The following is a 20,251-nucleotide window of genomic DNA, read 5'->3' on the forward strand; positions in this document are numbered from 1 at the left end:
TGTTTCATATTCTTGCTCAAATCAATCGGCCCGCCAAATATTCATCCAGCATGGCAAGGTTGTGCACAACGGCTTCTGTTGTGTTGTCCACGCGGAATTTTGACTCATTCTCTTCGGTGACCAACCATGTCATCGGGACATAGTTTGGACCGATGGCAAACGAAAGCATTGCAAAGCAGTTCTTCGTGTCAATCGGTATGCTGTATTTGATGAAGTACTTTCTGGCAACGAAATAGACTTTTTCATATACATCCTCATGAATCTGTCCATCGATAACGCTCGTTCTAATTTGCACTCCCCCATAGGGAAGGCAGGGCAGACCCTTGCTTCCGTAGTATTTATCAATGCAAGCATTGAGCGCATAATGGCTCTGGGGATCATTTCTTAATTCCATGCCACAGATCTCCTTTCTGTTCAAATATGAAGAAATTCTTCAAATGGTTGACTTCTCTTGCTGAAAATGATCCAGGTGCACTATTCAGAATTTTCTCCGGATCACTCGTAAACACAAAACGTTTCCCATCGGCAATCGCTGTGTCGAGAAATGATTTATTGATCTCCCACATCTTTTCTCTGCTACCCAGTTCTTTCTCAATGCCATTCCAACCCGCTACTTCGTAATACGTTGCACCACGAGCCTGGGCTATCTGCTCATAAGAATTGGCGCTGCCCGCATGGAAGCGACCCAGCACCACCTCCCGGCTTCCGATATTTTTTGTGGCAGCTGCAGCCAGCCTATTGTACACAACGCGTGCAGCTTGTGGATTGCTGACTTGCTGCAACAGACCAGTGGGTGTAACGGCTCCGCTCACAATCGCTGCAGCAGTTTCGGCAGTAATGGTCCCCGCCTGTGTGGCCGCAATGGGATTGCTCAAGGCCCATTGCAGCAAAGTCGGACCCAGACCACCCAGTGCTATCGACGCGGCTGCACCCAATGCTGCCTTGGTGGCGGTACTCAAATTGGCACGAATTTGCGCATCTCGTTGCGCTGCCTGGGTCAGTTGCTCTGCTGTGGGTTGCTTGAGACCATTTTTTTTGTAAAAGTCAGCGTAGGCAACGGTGCTTGCCAAATACATACTGGCATTGGTTCTCTGATCCGGTGTGGCATAAAACATGTAGCCAACGTTTTGCTCCGGAACGTGGGGATCACCTGGGAGCAGTTGATTTGCTGCTTGTCTCAGGAATGCCGAGGCTTGCACGTCCTCTGTGGTTGCATTGCCTTCTGTTCCAGTCTGCACTTGTCGGAAGGCTTGCTCTGAAAGACGCTGTTCGGCTTCTTCGGGCGTAATGCCTTGTTGCTTTGCATAGCGCTTGGCATTGGATCGGATCCATTCGATTTCTGTGGGATGCAACTGCCGGTTATTCAAATCGGTGTTGAATGCCGCCGCAGCGCCTGCCCCACCTCCTGCGGCCGTGCCAATGGCCGCGGCGGCCACGGCGCCCAGGACCTGCTTGACGGGGGCCGGCACGTCCATGTTGTCGATGGCCTTGCCGATTTCGGCCATGGCGGTCGCACTGGCTGCTGCCCCTGCTGCGCCCTGCAGTCCGCCCCCGAGCGCCCCGGCTGCGGTGTGCAATATGACGCGGTATTCGCCGCCTTCGTCCCATTTCTTGGCTTCGGCGTCGTTGCCCTGGCTGCGCAGTTCTCTGGCCTTGTTGCCCGCGTAGTGTCCCACCTGTTTGGCGGCATTGGCTCCAAACGCCGCAGTAATCTGGCTCTGCGCCTGCACGTCGGCAATCAGCTGGTTGCCGTCGCGCGCCCGGGTCAGGGCTGCGCTGGTGTTCTTGTCCGTTGATGCGTCGCGGTTCAGCGTTGCGACGGTTTCTGCTGCGGTTTTTCCGGTCAGGTCCTGCTGTTTGGCGTTGTCGGTAATCGTGACGGCCGCTTGGCTGATTCCGGACTGCGTGGTGCTGCTCTGGCTGCCTTTGTCCGAGCCAATGCCTGCGCTGCTGCCACCGCTGGAGGAAACGCCAATGCTGAAGCCGCTCGCATCGTGGTTGTCGCGGTTCTGGATGTCGCTCTGCGTGAGCGTGGCGGTATTCAGGCTGTTTCTTCCGTCTTGCGCGGCCCGGTCCGTGCTGGTGATGACGGCGCCCTTGAGGTCCGTATTGCCTTTGACGTTGATCTGGAATCCGCCGTCGCCGGCCTTGATTCCCGATTGCTCGGTCACGCTGGCAAAATCGCCCTGGGCGTTGCTCTTGCTGATATTCAGGCTGCCGCCCACCTTGCCGACGCCCACGGAGATGCTTCCACCAACGCTTTGCTGTGTGCTGGCAAATTGGCTGGTGTCTTGCAGGCTTTCGATTTTCAGATTGCCGCCCACGTCGGCGATGACCTGCTTGCCGCTTGCGACCGCGCCTTGGAGGGTCGTATCTCCGCCCGAGCGGATGCTGAGTTGATTGCCGGCGTCCACGTGGGTGTTGGTCCACGTCACGTCGTTGCCGTCGGCCTTGCCGCGGCCGCGGCTGGCGCTGGCCGTGACCAGAAAGCCATCGGTGCCAAACGACACCCCGATGCTGGCGCTGGAGTTCTTGTTCGTGCTGTGCTGTTCGGTCGTGTTTTTCGCGGCCAGCAGGTTGACCTTGTTGTCGGCGCTGAGCTGGATATTGTTTCCCGCCCGGACGGTGCTGCCCTGGATCGTGAGGTTGCTGTCCTGTCCGGCGCCGCTGGCGACCATGCTGACGTTGCCGCCCGCGGCCACGGTCGATCCTGCGGCCCGGTTGCTGGTTTGCGTGCTATTGCTCTGGCTGCGGGAGGAGCCGATGCTGATGCTCAGGTTGATTCCGCCGGCTTCGCCGGGGTTGGCCTGCACGGCGTCCATGGCGTTTTTGGCGCTGAGCGCCGTGCTGGCCAGTGCGAGTGCCTGCATGCGCGAGTCGCTCGTCTTGCTCGCCGCAGACTTCATTTGCTCTGCTGTCTGGATGGCGTTGGTCACGGGGTTGCTGAGCGCAATCGTCAGGCCGCTTTGCCTGAATTGGGTCTCCGTCTGGTCGCGGCTGGTTTCGCGCGCTTCCAGCACCTCGATGCGTTTGGCGTCGATCGCAATATTGCCTTGGGGCGCGAGCACGTCGCTGCCCGTTTGGGTGTAGCTCTGGCCTGCGCGAATGATGACGTCGCCCTGCGTGCTGCCCACCGTCGAGGCGGCTGCGGTCGTGGAAACCCCTTTCTTGTCGGTGCTTTGCTGCTGCGTGCCGATCGTGACGCTCAGGCCACCGCCGCTGAAGATGCCGGATTTTTTCTCGTCCTTGAACTGGCTTTCCTGCGTGGTATGGGTGGCCGCCTGGATGCGGACATTGTTTTTTGCGACAAGCGTGGTCCCATTGTCGCTGACGGCGTTGCTGCCCGTGAGGGTGATGTCCCGGTCGGCGAGGATGGTCGTGGTTTTTCCGGAGAATGTCGTCGCCTGCGCGGTGGTCTGATCCAGCGTGTCGCGCCGGGTCGTGGTCTTGCTGGAGAAAATGCTGCTGCGGCTCCTGGACTGGCGCGCGTCGTCGATTTGGGCCCTGGCCTGGCCCGCGGAGAGGTTCACGTCGTTGCCCGCGATGGCGGTCAGCGCGCCGTGCGTACTCGTGACGTCGGCGGCTCTGGCGTTGAGGTCGTTGCCCGCTTGCAGGCGCACGTTCCCCTGGGCCTGGATTTGCGTGCCCACTTCGCTCTGGCGCGCATCGCTGCGCTGGGTCGTGTGGTTCCAGACGATGTGGTCGCTCTGGCCCTGCGTGACCGTGCCGAGGTTGACGTTGTTTTTTGCGGTAATGCGGGTATCGCCGCTGCCCTGGTTCTGAATCGCTGCGGCAATCAGATTCGCGTTGCGCCCGGCGCTGGCCAACAGGGTGCCTGCGCTGCCCGTGACGTACAGCCCGGCGACGCGATCGACGTGGGTTCGGCTGCCTTGCGCGTTGTGTTGCGTGCGGGTCTTGGATTCGACGTTGATGTCGCGCCCGGCCTGGGCCACCAGGCTGTCGCTGGCGGTAATGCTGCCCCCGATGGTGTTCAGGTCGGTGCGCGCAGCAAGGTGTGCGTCCTGGCCGAGAATGCGTCCGCCCAGGTTGTCGATGTTTTCGGCGCTCAGGGAAACCACCTGCCGCCCCGCAATGGTTCCGCTATTGAGCAGATTGCCTGTCAGATCGAGCTGGACGTTATTGCCCGCAATCAGGGCGCCGCCGGCTTGCAAATCGCCGCTTTGCACCTGCGCATAGAGCTGGGGCACCAGCGCTTTGGCCGTGCTGCCGTCGGCCAGGGTAATGTCTTTTTCTACCAGCCAGACAATGTCGCTGGTCAGCTGCGCCATTTGTGCGGCGGAGAGCGCGACGCCGGGGACGAGGTGATGCGCCTTGGCAAAGCTCACGCCGCTGTTCATCAGGGCCCGGTACTGCGCTTCGTCGTTCTCGTATCCGGCGAGAAAGCGCCGGCCCGTGAGCTGCGCGACCTGTTCGCGGATCAGTTTCTGCTCGTAGAAGCCGTCGCCCAAACGCTTCTGGACCCGCGCCGGATCGATGGACAGGGCGCTCAGCAGGTAGTCTGAACCCAGCCAGTTTTGGTAGTTGGCAAAGGCCGGGTCGGTTTCCACCAGGTAATGCGCTGCGGAATTGGGCGTGAGCGCAAACAGGCTGTTGTTCGGCACCGTGGTGTTGATGCCCCCGGTGCGCACCACGGTGGCCGGGCCGCTGGCGTTGCTGCGCGCGGCGGGCACCACCTCCGTGATCGGCGTGAGGCGCTGGGCCCCCTGCGTGGAGCCGCTGGCCTTGCCCACCGCGTCCGGCGTTTGGTCCACGGCATCGGTGGACAGGCGCGCAATCTCGGGGCCCGTGCCGGCGCTGGAATCGGCGTTTTCGCGGTAGACCACGGATTCCAGGGAGACCTCCTCAACCGTGTCTGCGGGCTTGTAGTCCGCGACGAGGCTTTTGCTCTTGTCGCGTCCCTTATGGCGCTCCCGCGAGTGAGTGGTCTCGGTGCCGGTATCCGTGGTAACGCGCTGGCCCTTGGCGTCCGTGTTGTTCAGCTTGCCGATGGCGCCGGTGATGCTGCCGCCGGCAATGATCTGGCTCTTGTCGTTGTGGACGGTGTCCGCCGTGATCTGCATGGCGCCGCCGGAGATGATTTTTCCGGGGTCCGTTTTATCGATATGGGGTTCCCGGATGCGGCGCGTGTAGTTGTACGCGAGCCAGATTTCATATCCATTGTCCGGGGTGCGCAGATGATCGGATTCGTCGTGGAAGATCTCGACACCCGGCGTGCCCGCGGCGTAGCGCTTGGTCGGGCCTGCGGGTTTGCAGTCCTGGTCCCCCCATTCCGTGGGGGCGATGCAAGTGCCTTGGTATTCGAGAATGTTTTTTTCCGAGGTCTTGATGGTGGTGTGGAAGTCCTGGTTGGTGTTGCTGACGGTCTTGGCGCTGATGTGCGCGCTGCCTATGGCCTCGATGGTGGCGCTCGCGTTGTTCAGCGCCGTGGCCTGCCCGGTGGCGCGGTCGCTGGAGTCGAGGCCGCCGCCGATGGCCAGATCCGCGCCGCTGAACAGGATGGCGTGTTCGCGGTTGTGGATGGTGTCCGCGCCCACGTCGAGCCGATTGCGCGCGGCAATGACCGCTGCCTTGCCGTCCTCGGCGGTATTCGTCACCGTGCTCGCGCCGATGGCGACGTGGTCCCCATAGATTTTTCCGGTGCCCAGGTTGTTCAGGGTCTGGGCTTTGAGCACCGTTTCCCTGGCGTTGATGCTGCCCCGGTTGTCCAACGCACCGGTGGCTCGCAGTTCGACCCGGTTCGCGGAAATGCTGCCGCCCGCCTGGTTGTCCATGTCTGCGGCCCTGACATCGAGCGTGTTCCCGGCCGTCAGCGTGCCCTGGTTCGTGAACGTGGCGCCGACTTCCACGCGGGCGTTGCCATTGGCCACGATCCTGCCGGCGTTCACGTGGCTTTGGCTCAGCTGGATGTGCAAATCACCCAGGCTCATGGCCTCCCCGTCGCCAGACAGGCTGGCGCTGTGGACGCTGAGTTGCCGATCGGCAATCAGCGTCCCCCCGGTATTCGTGATCGCCAGCGCCTTGGTGGCCCCGGTGTCCTGGAGGGTCAGGGTATTCCTTGCGCTGATCAGCCCTTGCGCGTTGTTCAGGCTTGCGCTGCTGGTCAGGGTCACGTCGTTGCTCGAGCGGATTGCGCCTGCGGTGTTGTCGATGTGGGCGGCGCGCAGGACCAGGTCCTTGCCTTCCAGACCCTGGTTGTCCCCGCGGGTGTTGGCGTTGCGCAAGCTTTCCGCGTCGATGCGCAGTTGCTGACCGGAGCGCAGCAGGCTGCCGGTGTTGTCCAGGCTGCCGCGCAGGCGAAGGTCGATATCGCCTACGGCCTGGACCTGCCCGCCTTGGTTGTCCAGGGAGTCGGCATGGATCGTCGTGGCTGCGCTGCTGACGATTTTTCCGGCCTGCGTATTCGCGAGCGCCGCGCCGTCGATGCGCAGCGCGGCCTTGCTTCCGATATAGCCCGCCTGGTTGTCGAGGTCGCCCGTGCGCAGATGCACGCTGCTTTGGCCCACGATGCCGCCGCTGCTCCCCGATTGGGTGTTGCGCAGCGTTTGGCCGTGGGTATCGACCGTCAACGTGGATGCGCTCTGGATCAGACCGCGGTCGTTCGTCAGGGCCCCGCTCCGAATGGCCAGCGTGTCGGTCTCCTGCGTGCCCGTTGCGATCAACTTGCCGCGCGTGTTGTCGAAGCTCTGGTTCTGGCTGTTGGCGCTCAGGGTCTTTCCCGAGATCACGCCATCGGTGTTGGTGATTCCCGATGCGGAAATCGTCGTTGCCTGCGCGGCTTCGATGCGCCCTTCCCGGTTGTTCAGCGCGCCGCCCTGGACCGTGAGTTCGACCCCGCCCTGGACGGAGCCGATGGTGCCCGCCTGGTTGTTGATTTGATTCGCGCTCAGGCTGAGCTGGTCCGTGGCTGCGATCGTGCCGCGGGTGTTCTCGATGGCCTGCGTGGTGCGCACGGTCAGCGCTTGCCCGGCGCTGATTTTGCCCTCGGTGTTGTCGATGCTCTGCGCCGCAATCGCCGCGTTGCCGCTGCTGGAAATGCTGCCCGCGTTGCCGTTGTCGATCCCGGCGCTGGCCGTGATCGTGAGGTGCGCGTCCTCGGACCCCGCCGTCTGTATGCTGCCGCCCTGGTTCTTCAGCGCACCGACGGTCAGCGTGGTCGCGCCATGGCTGGAGATCGTGCCCCCGGTGTTATCCAGTTGCTGGCTCGCGGCGATGTGGGCCGCATCGTTGCCGGTGTGCGTCATGCGGCCGCCCCGGTGCGAGAGCCGGGTGCTGCGGATATTCAGTTGCCGGGCGGTTGTCGTGGCCCGATCGAGCACCGCGGAAGGGGCCGTCAGCTCCAGGGCGCCATGGCTGGAGATCGTGCCCTGGGCACCACGCAGCGCAGTGGCCCCGATCGCCAGCGTGCCCGTGCCCGCGTGCTCGATCCGGCCCTGCGTATTCGTCAGCGTGTTGGCGCGGATGTTTATGTCGCTGCTGTTGCTCGCCAGCCGACCTCGGGTGTTGTCCAGGTTTCCCGGTAAATCGAGCGCCATGTCGGCCTGGCCCGTTTGGGCGATCTGGCCGTCCACGTTCGAGAGGTCGTGGGCCCGCGCATGGATTTGCTCGGCCGAGACCTGGGCCCCATCGGTGCGCAGTGTCTGGTGCGCGTTCGCGCTCAGCGTTTGGCTGACCACGACCGTGGCGTGGGCAAAATCGATGTCCCCCTGGCTGGCTGTCGCCGAGAGATTGGGCGCACTGGTTTGGCTGCCCGACAGATCGATGGCCCCTGCGCTCAGGCGCTGATCGCCGCCGCTCAGGTTTTGTCCATGCGCTGCGATGGACTGGCTGGCGTTCGCGCTGAGCGCTCCGGTGGCGCCCAGACTGCCGTCGGTGCGCACGCCCGCGCCCAGCACGGAGCCGCTGTGGCTGGTGATTTGGCTCCGCGCACCGGTCGCATTCAGCGTGGTGTCGCCCTGCGCGGCGAGAACGCCCCGGTTGTCGATGTCTGCGCGGGTGGTGATTTCGGCGTTGCCCCGGGCGTGGATGGTGCCCGTGTTCTGCACGCCCTGCTGCGTGTCGATCCGGGTCTGCGCGCTGCTGGTGATTTGCCCCGCGTTCTGCAACTGGCCGTCGGCGCTGATGAGCACGTCCCCCGCGCTGGCGTAGAGCTTGCCCGCGTTGCGCACGCCAACGCCCGCCTCGGTCGCCAATAAAGTGATTTTTTCAGCGTACATCCCGCCGAGCTGCGCGCTGTCCATGGCAAACCCCGGGGCCGTGCCCGTGCCGGCCGTGGTCTGGCCCACGCTGGAGTCGCCGGTGCCTGGATCCACGCGGACCTGGTTGGCGCCCGCGAGCACCTTCAACTCCTTGGCCCAAATGCCCGCATGGGCCTGCACGGCCCGGGCGATCAGGTCGGTGTAATCGGTGCTCTTGGCGTCCATGCCATTGCCCGTGACCGTCACCGTGCCACGCTGCACGCGAAACCCCTCCAGATTGCCGCCGTTCATGAGCGGCGTGCCTGTGGTGACCGTGGCGCGCTGCGCGTTGATGAAGCCACAGCCGTCGCAGCCCACCCCCGAGGGATTCGCAATCACGACCTGCGCGCGCTGCCCGGCGACCTCCACGTAGCCGCGCAGCAGGCTCGGGTTGCTGGAATGGACTTCATTCAGGATCACGCGCGCGCTGCCCTTGGCCATCCAGGGGTTTCCCTGAACCCAACCGCCGAGTTGGGTTTGCACGTTGGTCCGGCTGTTGTTCAGGATCGCCCCCTGCGGCTGCACGTCGAATTGGCTGTAGGTATTGCGTGAAACCCCCGCGGCACTGGGCGTTTGGACGTTCACCAGCGGCACCGTGTTGGGCGCGGACAGGACCGTCGCGCGTTGATTTCCGGGAGCGTTGGGGTCCGCAATGATTTGCGCCCGGGCCGCGGGGGCCATGACCAGCCCGAGCAAACCCCAGACAAGGAAGGTCAGCGGTTTGATCGTTGCAAGCAAGGTGTGCGCGGGGGCCGGCGCTTCGCCACCTGCCCCGCCATGGCCCCGCGCCGTTTCGGCGACGGCCATCAGGATGCCGCGCGCTTGGTTGAAGATGATGCGATGGCGGTGTTGGTTCATGGATTACTCTTTGAACACAGAAGTCTGGGAGAGGGTGATTCCCGGGAACGCTTGGCGACGCGATGGCGCCACCGCCTGTGGCAATCAGCCACACGCTGTGCGGTGACACCCGGGGTCTGGTGCGCTGGCCCGGCTCGCTGGCCGGTGTTCTTGCGCTGGGCTTGCAGTAATAGTCGCCAATTGTACGTTACTCAAGTAACGAATGAACGTAATCGGGACGCGGTTTGAACTCGGAAAAACCCTTGGTGTTGCGCTGGCCGCAACCGGGTGGAGATCCGCCATGCGCACGGGGCCCGCGGAATCGTCCCCTGTGCCAATGGACTCCGGCGTGCGGGGGGGGATGGGGGCGGCTACGCGGTTTGGCGCAATGACTGCTGCTCGGGCGCGACCGTGACCATCCCCGCTTTGGAAGCAAAAATATTCACGTCCTCGCGCTTGATTGCGGCGGCCATGAGCCCCGGGAAATGCGCGGGCGTGCAGGCGAAGCAGGGAGCGCCGATGGCGGCCAGTTTGGCGGCAAGCGCCCGGTCGTAGGCTGGCTTGCCCTCGTCCGAAAGCGCCAGCAGGACGATGAGTTGCACGCCCGACGCCAGCAGTTCCATGGCGCGGGCGATCAGCTTGGCGCTCACCCCGCCCTCGTAGAGGTCCGAGATGAGCACCATGATCGCGTTGCGCGGATCGCGGATGCAGCCCTGTGCGTAGCCCACGGCCCCTTCGATGTCGGTGCCGCCACCCAACTGGACGCCAAAGAGGAGGTCAACGGGGTCTTCGAGCGCATCGGTCATGTCCACGACGTGCGTGTCGAACAGGACCAGGCGGGTCATGAGCGCCGGCATGGACGCCATGACCGCGCCGAAGATCGAGCTGTAGACGATGGAGTGGCTCATCGATCCGCTTTGGTCTATGACCAGATGCACTTCGCGCTGCGGTCTGCGCATCTTGCGGCCGAAGCCGATGAGGCGCTCCGGGACGATGCTGCGGTACGCCGCTTGGTAGTGGCGCAGGTTGGCGCGGATCGTCCGGTTCCAGTCGATTTCGGCGAACCGGGGCCGGTTGTTGCGCACGCTGCGGTTGATGGCCCCGGAAACCGCCGTCCGCATTGGCGCTTCGAGCTTTTGCATGAGTGCGTCGACGACCTTGCGCACCACGATCCGCGCAGTGTGTTTGGTCTCCTCGGGGATGACCCCGTTGAGTGCCATGAGGTCCGCCACGAGATGAACGTCCGGCGCAACGTGTTCCAGCATTTCAGGTTGCAGGAGCAGTTCGCGCAGATTCAAGCGCTCCATGGCGTCGTGTTGCATCACCTGCACGACCGCCGAGGGGAAGTACTTGCGAATGTCGCCCAGCCAGCGGGCGACAGCGGGCCTGCGGCGGCCCTTGCCAAGAGATGCTTGTTCGTCAGGTTCGTATAGCGCGGCAAGGGCCTTGTCGATTTCTTCGAACGAGCCGTCGGGCTTGCCGCAGCTTTCCTCGGCCGCGGCCCCGAGAACGAGGCGCCAGCGTTGCAGGCGCCCGGCCGTGTCGGCGCGCAGCGGGTCGTCGTTGTCCATGGGCTCGTTCATGCGGTGATTCCGAAGATTTTGGCCAGGACGGGCAGGGCCTGCGCGGCCCGCTCCTCGTTCCAGCAAAGCCTTGCACGGGGGAGGGCGGGCGCGCTGGCTTCGCGCGCGGCAAGCTGGCCCAGGCTGCTGCGCGCGGTCTTGTCAAAGGCCGAGAAAGTGCGCCGGACGAGGGGAAGAATGCTGATGAAAGGCTCTGGCGCAAGCGTCGCGACCCAGTCATCGACCAGGCTCCAGAGCGCCGTGTCGTGCAGCAGGACCAGGGCGTTGCGGTTGAGGAATCCGTCGAGCCAGTTGCTCGCCTGCAAGGGGTCGTTGGCCGGCGAAAGATTCCGCGTGAGCTGCTGCGCCACCTGCGCGCCGTCGAAGACCTGCGCGTCGAACAGCAGGCGGCAGGACATGCCGCGCAAAAGGGTGTCGGCCGTTTCGGCGTGCGCCACGTGACCGAGCGCGCGGGACCAGTCTGCCCACAGCTGCGCGTCCTGGCGCATGCCGATCGCCGCGTGCGCAGCCAGAATGTGCTCGCGCAGCGCCTGCGCGAGGTCCTGCGCGATGCCGCTGCAGGCGGCCAGGAGACCGACTCCGGCGCGCACGATGATGCCGTCGAGAACCCGTGCGACGACGGCGGTATCGAGCTTGCGCACGCTGCCATAGCGGTGGATGTTCGCCAGAGGAGCGATCGCGGCGAGAAGCTGACCCACGTCCCCCGTGAGCGACGCGCGATTCTCCAGGGCCGAGGTCACCGGTCCGACGGCCGACTTCAGATCCGCGAGCAAGACCTTGTCGATGGCCTGGGCAAGTTCCGTGAGCTCCTCGGTGCTGCGGCACGCGTCGACGAGCTTGGCGCTTGCGGCCGCTTCGAGGTTCGCGCCCCAGCGGCTGGCTTCGATGAGCGCGACGGAGAACCCCGGCGCCCACTCCAGTTCCCAGACTTCCTTGAAGGTTCCGCGCGTGCTTCCTGCGCCCTTGGGCGTCCCCCAGTCCACGCCGAGGATGCGCAGGCGGTGCAGCAACTGGCTGCGGGCCAAGTCGGTCTCGTTGCGCAGATCGAGTTCGTGGATCTTGGCGAGCGCTTGCGGCCGCAGGCGCAGCCGCTTTTGCGACTGTTCGCAGTCCTGCTGCAGCGGGACCATGGGGACGGTGTCCGGAACACGCCCGATGCGCTCGCCGACGATCAGCTGCGTCCCGATCAGCTGCATGGGCGCGGTGTTGCCCATGCAGATGACGCTCACGATGGCCTCGTTGATCTCTTCCAGGCCCGGCGCCCGCCGGCCACGCAGCGTGCCGAGCGTATCCGCCAGGCGCGCGGCTTCGATGATGTGCGCCGACGAGCAGTCGATGTCCTTGCTGCGCAGCAGGGCGGCGACGTGCGCGAGCCACGCGACCGAGCGCGGGCTGAGCGCGGGGTCGTGCGACCACAGGTGCTCGTACCAGCCGGGCGCATGGACGCCCGCCCCATAGCCGCTGGTGCGGCTCAGGTGCGGGTAAGTCCAGGGCACCCAGGTGGCGCTCGTCTTGGTCGCAGGCAGCCCCTTGAGCAGCGCGGCATCTGCCTTTGCCGGGGGATGCGTCTCCAGGGCCGGCAGGTGCCATGCCCCGCAGACCACGGCGATGCGGCCGAACCCGTCCTTCAGGGCTTGGCGCATGGTCTGGCGCATATGCGCTTCGCGCAGCGTCTCGTGCCGGGTGTCGTCTGCGCTGCGGTGCAGGCCATCGGGCAACTGCTCGCGCAGGGCGCGCATGGCTTCTGCGATGGCCAGGAAGAGGTCCTGCCCCTCGCCGCGTTCCTCGACCAGGTGATTCCACCAGGCCTCGCCGTCGGCGTGGCCCGCGGCTTGGGCGAGGCAGTCCAGGGGATCGTTCGACCAAGGCTGCTGATCGGTGGCGTCGGTGTTGATGTCGGCATCGGCATCGGCATTGGATGCATCGGCCGCAGGCGCGCAGGGCTCGGGCAGCGCCTGGTCGGGGTCCGGCTGCGCGTCTGCCGCGGGCTCGATCTGCGCAGCCGCTTCGGGGCGCAGGGCCAGGATGTTCGCCGCTGGCAGATCCATGAACCGGGCCGGGACGGCGTGCGCGAGCGCCCAACGCAGGGCCTGCCATTCGGGCGAGAACTCGGCGAGCGGATAGAACAAGGAGTTGGCCGTGTCGTCCCTCGCGTGCACGAGCAGGGCGACGGGCGGCTCCATCTGCGCGTGCGCGATGTACCCGAGCATGTCGTTCGCCTCGGGCGGGCCTTCGACGAGGATGCAGTCGGGCGCGAGCGCGTCGAGCGTGCGCACGAGCGTGCGCGCGCACCCCGGTCCGTGGTGCCGGATGCCGAAGATGTGGAATGGGGATGCGGGTCCGGTCATGGTGCCGACTGCGTCGCCCTTCAGACGCGCTCGCGCAGCGCGCGATACAGATCGGCCCAGCCCGAACGCTCCTTGACGATCGTGTCCAGGTACTCGCCGAAGACCACGGCGTCCTGGACCGGGTCCTGAACGATGGCGCCGATCATTGCGCTGGCGATGTCGTCGGCGCGCAATTCGCCGTCGCCGAAGTGCGCCGCCAGGGACATGCCATTCGTGAGCACGGAGATGGCCTCCGCCGAGGAAAGCGTTCCGGAAGGCGTCTTTACCTTGGATCGGCCATCTTCGGTGTGGCCATTGCGCAGCTCGCGAAAGATCTGGACCACCCGGCGGATCTCCTTGAGCGCGGGCACCTCTGCGGGGAGTTCGAGCGCGCGACCCATTTCGGTGACGCGCTGGACGACGATCCGGACCTCCTCGTCTTCGCTTGCCGGCACGGGCAGGATCACGGTGTTGAAGCGCCGCTTCAAGGCACTCGACAGTTCGTTCACGCCCTTGTCGCGGTTGTTTGCCGTGGCGATCACCGAGAAGCCGCGCACCGCCTGGACTTCGGAGTTCAGCTCCGCAACCGGCATGGTTTTTTCTGACAAGACCGTGATCAGCGTGTCCTGCACGTCGGCAGGAATGCGCGTCAGCTCCTCGATGCGGCAGATCGCCCCGTCCCGCATGGCGTTCATCAGGGGGCTGGGGACAAGCGCCGCATCGCTGGGCCCCTGGGACAGCAACAGCGCGTAGTTCCAGCCGTAGCGGATTTGCTCCTCGCTGGTTCCGGCCGTGCCCTGGATGAGGCGTGTCGAGTCGCCACAGATGGCGGCGGCCAAGTGCTCGGAGACGATCGACTTGGCGGTTCCGGGAACGCCGTACAGCAGCAGCGCGCGGTCGGTGGTCAGCGTGGAAACCGCGATTTCCATGAGGCGCCGCTGGCCGATGTACTTGGGCGTGACGGCGAAACCATTTTGCAGTTTGCCGCCGACCAGGTAGGTCACCACGGCCCAGGGCGACATCTTCCAGTTCTGCGGGCGCTGATGCGTGTCTTGCGCGATCAGTTCTTCGATCTCCTGGGCGAAGACCTGTTCGGCGTGGTGGCGGAGAAGTTGGCTCATGGTGCTGTGTGCTCGGGTGGGGTCGAATCGGGTGCAGTGGCGATCCACGCGGGGAACGCCAAGCGGATCTGGATGTTGGTCTGGGTCTGCCGCAGGGCCTCCTGCATCGACGCGCCAGCCCCCTCGGGGACAGGCAGGTTCTGCAGCGGGCCGAGCGCGCCGGGGTCGAGGGCACAGACGATTTCGGGCAAGAGCAGGCGCGTGGACCAGATGTTTTTCTCCTGCGCGTATTCGCCGAGGAGGCCGGCCACGAGGGCCTTCGACAGCGCGGCAGAGACGCTCTGACCCATGGGGCAGCGCAGCACAATGGTCTGGGCAACGTTCATCGCGCTGTCCGATTCCAACTGGCGCAGCCAGGCCGCATTGGGTTCGGAAGCGGGGACCCGCTGCGTGAGCATGTCTTCGCTGCTCAGCAGGTCTTGCTCGCGCGCGTGCCGCAACAGCGCCTGGGGCCAGCCCGGGGCGTCCATGACCTCGAGGGCCTGGATCCACCCTCCGATGAGCGAATCGGCCCAGAGGCCCTGCGCGGCCCAACGGACCAGCTTGTCCGGCGGCAAACCGGTGTGCTCGCACCACCACGCGGGCTGCGTCGATGCGACCAGCTGCAGCAGCCACCAGGCGCGTTCGCCGAGTGGCTGCCCGGCGGGCTTTTCCGACAGCAGGCCGTCGGACTTCCAACCTTCCTCAAACCGTTCGGGCGGATTGATTTCCCACGATCCTCCGAAAAGCCCTTTCTTTTTCTTCAGCAATGTTGCCAGGCGGAACTGCATCCGCTGCGCGAAAGCACTCTGTGGCAGGGATGCGAGCAGGCCGACCACGACGCGCCGGGGCTCGCGTGCGCGATTCGGCAGGAGCTTTTGGAGATCGGGCTCGTCGCGCAGCGAAAGATTCACGCGCAGGGTACCGAGCAGAACTGCCCGCTCGCCGGGTGGTTGCTGTTCGATTCCGTCCAACAGGCGCGTGCGCGCCGCGTCGGGCGCGCACTGGCGTTGGCGCTGCAGAACGTCGGTGCGCTGTTGGAGTGAGCCGAAGTTCCATATCGCTGCGTCGTCCAGGTCGTCCGCAGCCGACCTGGCGTAGGACCAGGAGGCGTCCTGCAGCGCGAGCCAGCGGCCGCGCGCGCCCAGAACGCGCGTCACCGCGTCGCGCAGCGCCGCAGTCTTGGCCCCCAGGTCCAGTGCCTGGCGCAGCAAGGGCGTCGGGATGCACAGCTTGGCGGCGGCCATCCGGCTGAGCGCTTCGTGCACGAGGCGCTGCGTTGGCTGCTCCAGCACCTGCTCCAGGAGCGCGGCCCGGGCCGCAGACTCAGGCTCTGCGCCCGCGTCTGCCAAGGGGGGCTCGTCGCGCAGCGGGGGCTCGAATCCCGCACGCCCGCACACGCCGAGGATGGCCGCGCTGCGCAGCAACTTCAGCGCGGGCGGCTGCTGCGCCCGGCTGACCTGGGCGAGGAAATGCGCGACGCTGCCGCCGCCCTCAAAGGTCGGCAGGCCGGGGGCCCGGTCCGTGCCCGGGAGCGCGCAGTCCAGCAGGATGTCCGGGTTCATGCGATCCGATCGGCAAATGTCAGAAACCCTTCCGGAGAGCGCGCGCAGCTCGGTCGCAGGACCTGACCGTCCCACTCGCCGGCCAGCTGTGCGGGCAGCCCATGGGTCAGCGCCAGCAGGTCCCAGGCCCAGTCCGTGCGGGTCTCCAGGGGGACGGCGCGCCCGGGGTCGCCGTCGAGCATGTGCAGCCACCAACGGTCCTCATGGCGCGCCGCGGCGACCTTGGGCAAAAGCACCAGCGACAGCGGCGCGAAGGGATTCGCCGCCAGCTGATTCGCCGCCAGCTGCCACTCGCCGGACGACGGCAAATGGGGCCAGGCCGGTGTTTGCGCGGCTTCGACCGCGGCGCAGGGGAGGGCGCGCAGCGGGCTTGCCCCGGGGTAGAACGCGAGCGTCGTGCGCACGCCGCAGCCGAGGGGCCAATGGGTCTCGAAGCCCCGGCCGTTGTGGCTGAAATCAAGCACCAGCGCCCTGCGCCCGGAACGCGCGCCGTAGAGCCACACGCGCCGCTCGCTGAGCCGCTGCGCACGCTCCTGGACGACGCAGCCAACGACCAGCCAGGTGTCCTCGACGCGCTCGCCCTGCGCCAGGGCGGCGTCGGAGTCGGCGGCCCAGCCGAGCGCAGCCTGGAGGTCGCAGACGAGGTGGCCGGGCAGGTCTTCCCGATGGCGCAGCGCGTCGATGCACAACTGCATCCGCCCCATCAGGGCCAGCACCGCGGCGGGCCATTGCGGGCCGACTCCCACGGCGGCGGCCGCGCGGCACAGGAGCTCCCCGAGCCCGGGAGCCTGCGCATCGACCATGCGCGCGGCCAACTGGTTCCAGGCTTCGAGATTCCCGCGCTCCAGGGTGGCCAGGCCCTGCGCAATCCGGTCCATGAGAAAGCGCTCGAGATCGTCGGCACCGGCCTCGATGCGCTTCCAGCGCTCGCCCTCGCGCTTGGCCAAAGCCGTCTGCGCAGCCGCTGCCGCCTGCGGATCCAGCGCAATGGCATCGGTCCTGTCCTGCTTTCTTTGCGCGCGCTCCTTGCGCGAGTCAAGCCAGTCGCAGACCCACTGCGGTTCCTGGACGGAGGCGAAAAGGTTCGCGCAATCGGCGCGCAGCAGCATCAGCGCCAGGCCGTGCTTGCAGGGAAATTTGCGGCTTGGGCAGGAGCACTTGAACGTTGGCGCGGCCCCCGTGACGTCGACCTGGGTTTGATACGGCTTGGCCCCGCTCCCCTGGCAGGCGCCCCACACCGCGCGTTCGCTCGATCCCAGGCTCGATCCCCACTTGCCCGGCGCCAAAAGCCCCTTGGCGGCCTTGGCCGAGGCCTCGTCCGGGGCCAGACTCAGGACGGATTGCGCAGTCAGTTGCATGGGACGAAGGTTTTTTCTGGAGTTCTCGGGAAAGGGTGGGGCCAGGGCCATGCCCGCAGAGGGGGCACGAGCCTGCGCAAATGATATGCCATGCGCGTAACTGCCGGACCCCCGCGCCGACCCCATTCGGGGCGCGCGCGGAGGTTGCGATATTTTGCAAACGATCCCTGGGGACTGGCGCTACGCGGCGGCGCCGCGACCGCGTTACCAGTCCGCCATGCATACGGGCGCCGGTCAGCGCTCGGCCATGACCTGCGCGATCGCCTTGCGCGTGGCATCGACGACGGTGTCGGCCTCCTGCCGCGTCAGGCACAGCGGCGGCGCAAAGCCGAGGATGTCGCCCTGCGGCATGGCGCGCGCGATGACACCGTGCGCCAGCAGCGCGGCCGCGACGCGTGGGCCGACCTTTTCGCTGGCGTCGAAAAAGACCCGGTCGTCCTTGTCGCGCACCAGTTCGATCGCTGCCAGCAGCCCCTCGCCGCGCACCTCGCCGACGCAGCGCTGGCCGCCCACGGCGTCGCTGAGCGCGCCCTTGAAATAGGCACCGACGGTGCGCGCGTTCGCAACGAGGTCGAGCTCGTCAACGAGTTCGAGATTCGCCACGCCCGCTGCGGCGCACAGCGGGTGCGAGGAATAGGTCCAGCCATGGCCTATCGGTCCGTATTCGTCGGAGCCCTGCTCCAGGACGCGCCAGATTTTCTCCGAGACGATCACGCCGGACAGCGGGGCGTAGGCCGAGGTCAGGCCCTTGGCGACGGTGATGAGGTCGGCTTCGATGCCGTAATGCCCGGCGCCGAACATGCTGCCCAGCCGTCCGAAGGCGGTGATGACTTCGTCGGCAATGAGCAGGATGTCGTGCCGCTTCAGCACCGCCTGGATCTTGGGCCAGTAGCCCGCGGGCGGCGGAACGATGCCACCGGTGCCGAGCATCGGCTCGCCGATGAAGGCCGCGATGGTCTGCGGCCCCTCGGCCTGGATCAGCGCTTCCAGCCTGTCGGCGCAGTGCTGCGAGAAAGCCTCCTCGCCCATGCTGCGGTCGGCGCGGCGGTAGTAGTACGGGGCCTCGGTGTGCAGGATCGGCGCCTTGGGCAGGTCGAACTGATTGTGAAAGGCCGCAAGCCCGGTCAGGCTGCCGGTCATCACGCCCGAGCCGTGGTAGCCACGCCAGCGCGAGATGATTTTTTTCTTCTCCGGCCGTCCGAGGACATTGTTGAAATACCAGACCAGCTTGAGGTTGGTCTCGTTCGCGTCCGAGCCGGAGAGGCCGAAGAAGACCCGGCTCATCCCCGCCGGCGCGCGCTCGATGATCATTTTGGCGAGCCGGATCGAGGGCTCCGTGCCGTGGCCGGCGTAGGCGTGGTAGTAGGGCAGCGTGGCCGCCTGCCTGGCGATCGCTTCGGCAATCGATTTGCGGCCGTAGCCGACGTTCACGCAGTAGAGCCCGGCGAAGGCGTCGAGGCTGCGCCGGCCCTCCCGATCGATGATGTACACGCCCTCGGCGCCGACGATGACGCGGTTCGGCGTCTCGCCGCGCGCATGCTGCGCCATATGGGTCGAGGGGTGAAAGAGATGGTCGCGGTCCCAGGCGCCCAGTTCATTCGTGGCGGGTTCGGTTGGATCAAGCATGGTGGGGGTCTCCGTTGGAAAGCGTGTGCTCGCGCTGCAGGTCGAGGCAGATGTATTTCAAGTCGGTAAAGGCTTCGAGGCCGTGGCGCGAGCCCTCGCGGCCGAGCCCGGATTGCTTCATCCCGCCAAAAGGGACGAGCGCGCCGGTCATCTTCACGCGATTGATGGCCACCATGCCGTAGTCCAGCGCATTCGCCATGCGCGCGGCGCGCGCGCCGTCGCGCGTCACGACGTAGGCGGCGAGGCCGTATTCGGTGTCGTTGGCCCGCGCGAGCACCTCGTCCTCGGTGTCGAACGGGCACAGCGCCGCGACCGGGGCGAAGGTCTCCTCGCGCATGATCAGCGCCGCGTCCGGAACGTCGGCGAGAACGGTCGGCGCAAGAAACAGCGGACCCGGAACGGCGCGCTGCGGCGTGAGCTGGCGTGCGCCGCGCTGCAGGGCGTCGGCGATCTGCGCCTGCGCCTTGCGTTTCACGCCGGCGTGCATCAGCGGGCCGATATCCACGGCCTCGTCCAGCCCTTCGCCGACGCGCAAACCGGCGGCCCTGTGGGCAAAGGCCGTGCAGAAGCGCGCGTAGAGGCGCCGCTGCACGTAGATGCGGTTGGCCGCGAGGCAGTCCTGCCCCGAAGTGGCAAATTTCGCGTCGAGCGCAATGTCCACGGCGCGCCCGAGGTCGGCGTCGTCAAAGACGATCAGCGGCGCGTGGCCGCCGAGTTCCATGACCACGCGCTTCACGCTCGAGGCCGCAGCACGGGCGACGATGCGCCCGATCTCGGTGGATCCCGTAAAGCTGATGGCGCGCACGCGCCCGTCGCTGCAATAGGTCTCGGCAATCGGGCCCGCGTCGCCCGTGACGACGTTGAACACGCCGGGCGGCAGGCCCGCGCGCCCGGCGAGTTCGGCCAGCGCCAGGGCCGACAGCGGCGTATGCGAGGAAGGGTGCGACACCAGCGTACAGCCGGCCGCCAGCGCCGCAGCCGCCTTGCGCGTGAGCAGGGCGCACGGGAAGTTCCAGGGGGTGAGCAGCGCGGCCACGCCAACGGGTTCGCGCTGGAGCCACATGCGCGCGTCCGGCAAATGGCTGGTCACGCCCTCGACGTTCACGCGCAGCGCCTCGTCGGCGTAATACGCGATAAAGGACGCAGCGTAGGCGACCTCGCCACGCGCCTGCGCAAGCGGCTTGCCCTGTTCGAGCGTGATCAGCAGCGCCAAATCCTCGCGCGCCGACTGCACTTGCGCATGCCACTGGCGCAGCAGCTCGGACCGCGCCGCGGGCAGCATGCCCTTCCACTCCGGCAGGGCGCCGGACGCAGCGTCGATGGCCCGGCGCGCGTCGGCCGCGCCAAGCGCATCAACGCGCGCCAACAACATGCCGCTCGCCGGGTCGGTGACGGCAAATTTCTCACTTTCCCCAGCGCTCCAGCGCCCGCCGATATAAGCGCACTCCCTGAGCAGCCCGCGATCCGAAAGCCGATCCAGGGCCGGATGCAGGCCCGCTGCGGCGCTATGGGTCAGTGCATGCATGAAAACAGTTCTCCCTTGGCTTTGCGGGAGTCTAGGCATGGGGTCGGCGAGAGTGCTTCTGAAACACCGTGGCGG

9 protein-coding genes are annotated in these 20,251 nt (G+C 66.1%); all 9 read right to left on the reverse strand.

Annotation, left to right across the window (positions count from 1 at the left end; genetic code table 11):
• Positions 1-16: 16 nt before the first annotated feature.
• Positions 17-394 carry a chalcone isomerase family protein gene (locus D5041_RS08045; protein ID WP_265257776.1) on the reverse strand — a complete coding sequence of 126 codons (378 nt, stop codon included), beginning with the start codon at positions 392-394 and terminating at the stop codon, positions 17-19.
• On the reverse strand, positions 378-9,113 hold the full coding sequence (locus D5041_RS08050) for a two-partner secretion domain-containing protein (RefSeq protein ID WP_265284310.1): 8,736 nt from the start codon (positions 9,111-9,113) through the stop codon (positions 378-380). The genes D5041_RS08045 and D5041_RS08050 overlap by 17 nt, the downstream gene beginning before the upstream one ends.
• A 350-nt stretch (positions 9,114-9,463) precedes the next feature.
• Positions 9,464-10,675 (reverse strand): VWA domain-containing protein, encoded by a 1,212-nt coding sequence (locus D5041_RS08055; RefSeq protein WP_265284312.1) that lies wholly within the window; start codon positions 10,673-10,675, stop codon positions 9,464-9,466.
• The gene (locus D5041_RS08060; RefSeq protein ID WP_265284313.1) at positions 10,672-13,023 is read right to left on the reverse strand and encodes a DUF5682 family protein; all 2,352 of its coding nucleotides are present in this window, start codon (positions 13,021-13,023) and stop codon (positions 10,672-10,674) included. Before D5041_RS08060 ends, D5041_RS08055 begins: the two co-directional genes overlap by 4 nt.
• A 20-nt stretch (positions 13,024-13,043) precedes the next feature.
• On the reverse strand, positions 13,044-14,123 hold the full coding sequence (locus tag D5041_RS08065) for an ATP-binding protein (protein ID WP_010104501.1): 1,080 nt from the start codon (positions 14,121-14,123) through the stop codon (positions 13,044-13,046).
• Complete coding sequence (locus tag D5041_RS08070; RefSeq protein WP_265284314.1) at positions 14,120-15,667, reverse strand: DUF5691 domain-containing protein; 1,548 nt, start codon at positions 15,665-15,667, stop codon at positions 14,120-14,122. Before D5041_RS08070 ends, D5041_RS08065 begins: the two co-directional genes overlap by 4 nt.
• Positions 15,664-17,025: an SWIM zinc finger family protein gene (locus tag D5041_RS08075; protein WP_265284315.1), complete on the reverse strand. Its 1,362-nt coding sequence runs from the start codon at positions 17,023-17,025 to the stop codon at positions 15,664-15,666. The genes D5041_RS08070 and D5041_RS08075 overlap by 4 nt, the downstream gene beginning before the upstream one ends.
• A 234-nt stretch (positions 17,026-17,259) precedes the next feature.
• Positions 17,260-18,651 carry an aspartate aminotransferase family protein gene (locus tag D5041_RS08080; RefSeq protein WP_265284316.1) on the reverse strand — a complete coding sequence of 464 codons (1,392 nt, stop codon included), beginning with the start codon at positions 18,649-18,651 and terminating at the stop codon, positions 17,260-17,262.
• Positions 18,644-20,176, reverse strand: a complete 1,533-nt coding sequence (locus D5041_RS08085) for an NAD-dependent succinate-semialdehyde dehydrogenase (RefSeq protein WP_265284317.1) — start codon at positions 20,174-20,176, stop codon at positions 18,644-18,646. Before D5041_RS08085 ends, D5041_RS08080 begins: the two co-directional genes overlap by 8 nt.
• Between the last annotated feature and the right edge of the window lie 75 nt (positions 20,177-20,251).

It is taken from the genome of Verminephrobacter aporrectodeae subsp. tuberculatae, from assembly GCF_026127385.1.
In the GTDB taxonomy this organism is placed as follows: domain Bacteria; phylum Pseudomonadota; class Gammaproteobacteria; order Burkholderiales; family Burkholderiaceae_C; genus Acidovorax; species Acidovorax aporrectodeae.

Excerpts from the sequence above, each read along its gene's own strand:
- D5041_RS08065 (WP_010104501.1), bottom strand. The coding sequence starts at position 14,123 with ATGAGCCAACTTCTCCGCCACCACGCCGAACAGGTCTTCGCCCAGGAG.
- D5041_RS08070 (WP_265284314.1), bottom strand. The coding sequence starts at position 15,667 with ATGAACCCGGACATCCTGCTGGACTGCGCGCTCCCGGGCACGGACCGG.
- D5041_RS08085 (WP_265284317.1), bottom strand. The coding sequence starts at position 20,176 with ATGCATGCACTGACCCATAGCGCCGCAGCGGGCCTGCATCCGGCCCTG.
- D5041_RS08060 (WP_265284313.1), bottom strand. The coding sequence starts at position 13,023 with ATGACCGGACCCGCATCCCCATTCCACATCTTCGGCATCCGGCACCAC.
- D5041_RS08050 (WP_265284310.1), bottom strand. The coding sequence starts at position 9,113 with ATGAACCAACACCGCCATCGCATCATCTTCAACCAAGCGCGCGGCATC.
- D5041_RS08080 (WP_265284316.1), bottom strand. The coding sequence starts at position 18,651 with ATGCTTGATCCAACCGAACCCGCCACGAATGAACTGGGCGCCTGGGAC.
- D5041_RS08075 (WP_265284315.1), bottom strand. The coding sequence starts at position 17,025 with ATGCAACTGACTGCGCAATCCGTCCTGAGTCTGGCCCCGGACGAGGCC.
- D5041_RS08045 (WP_265257776.1), bottom strand. The coding sequence starts at position 394 with ATGGAATTAAGAAATGATCCCCAGAGCCATTATGCGCTCAATGCTTGC.
- D5041_RS08055 (WP_265284312.1), bottom strand. The coding sequence starts at position 10,675 with ATGAACGAGCCCATGGACAACGACGACCCGCTGCGCGCCGACACGGCC.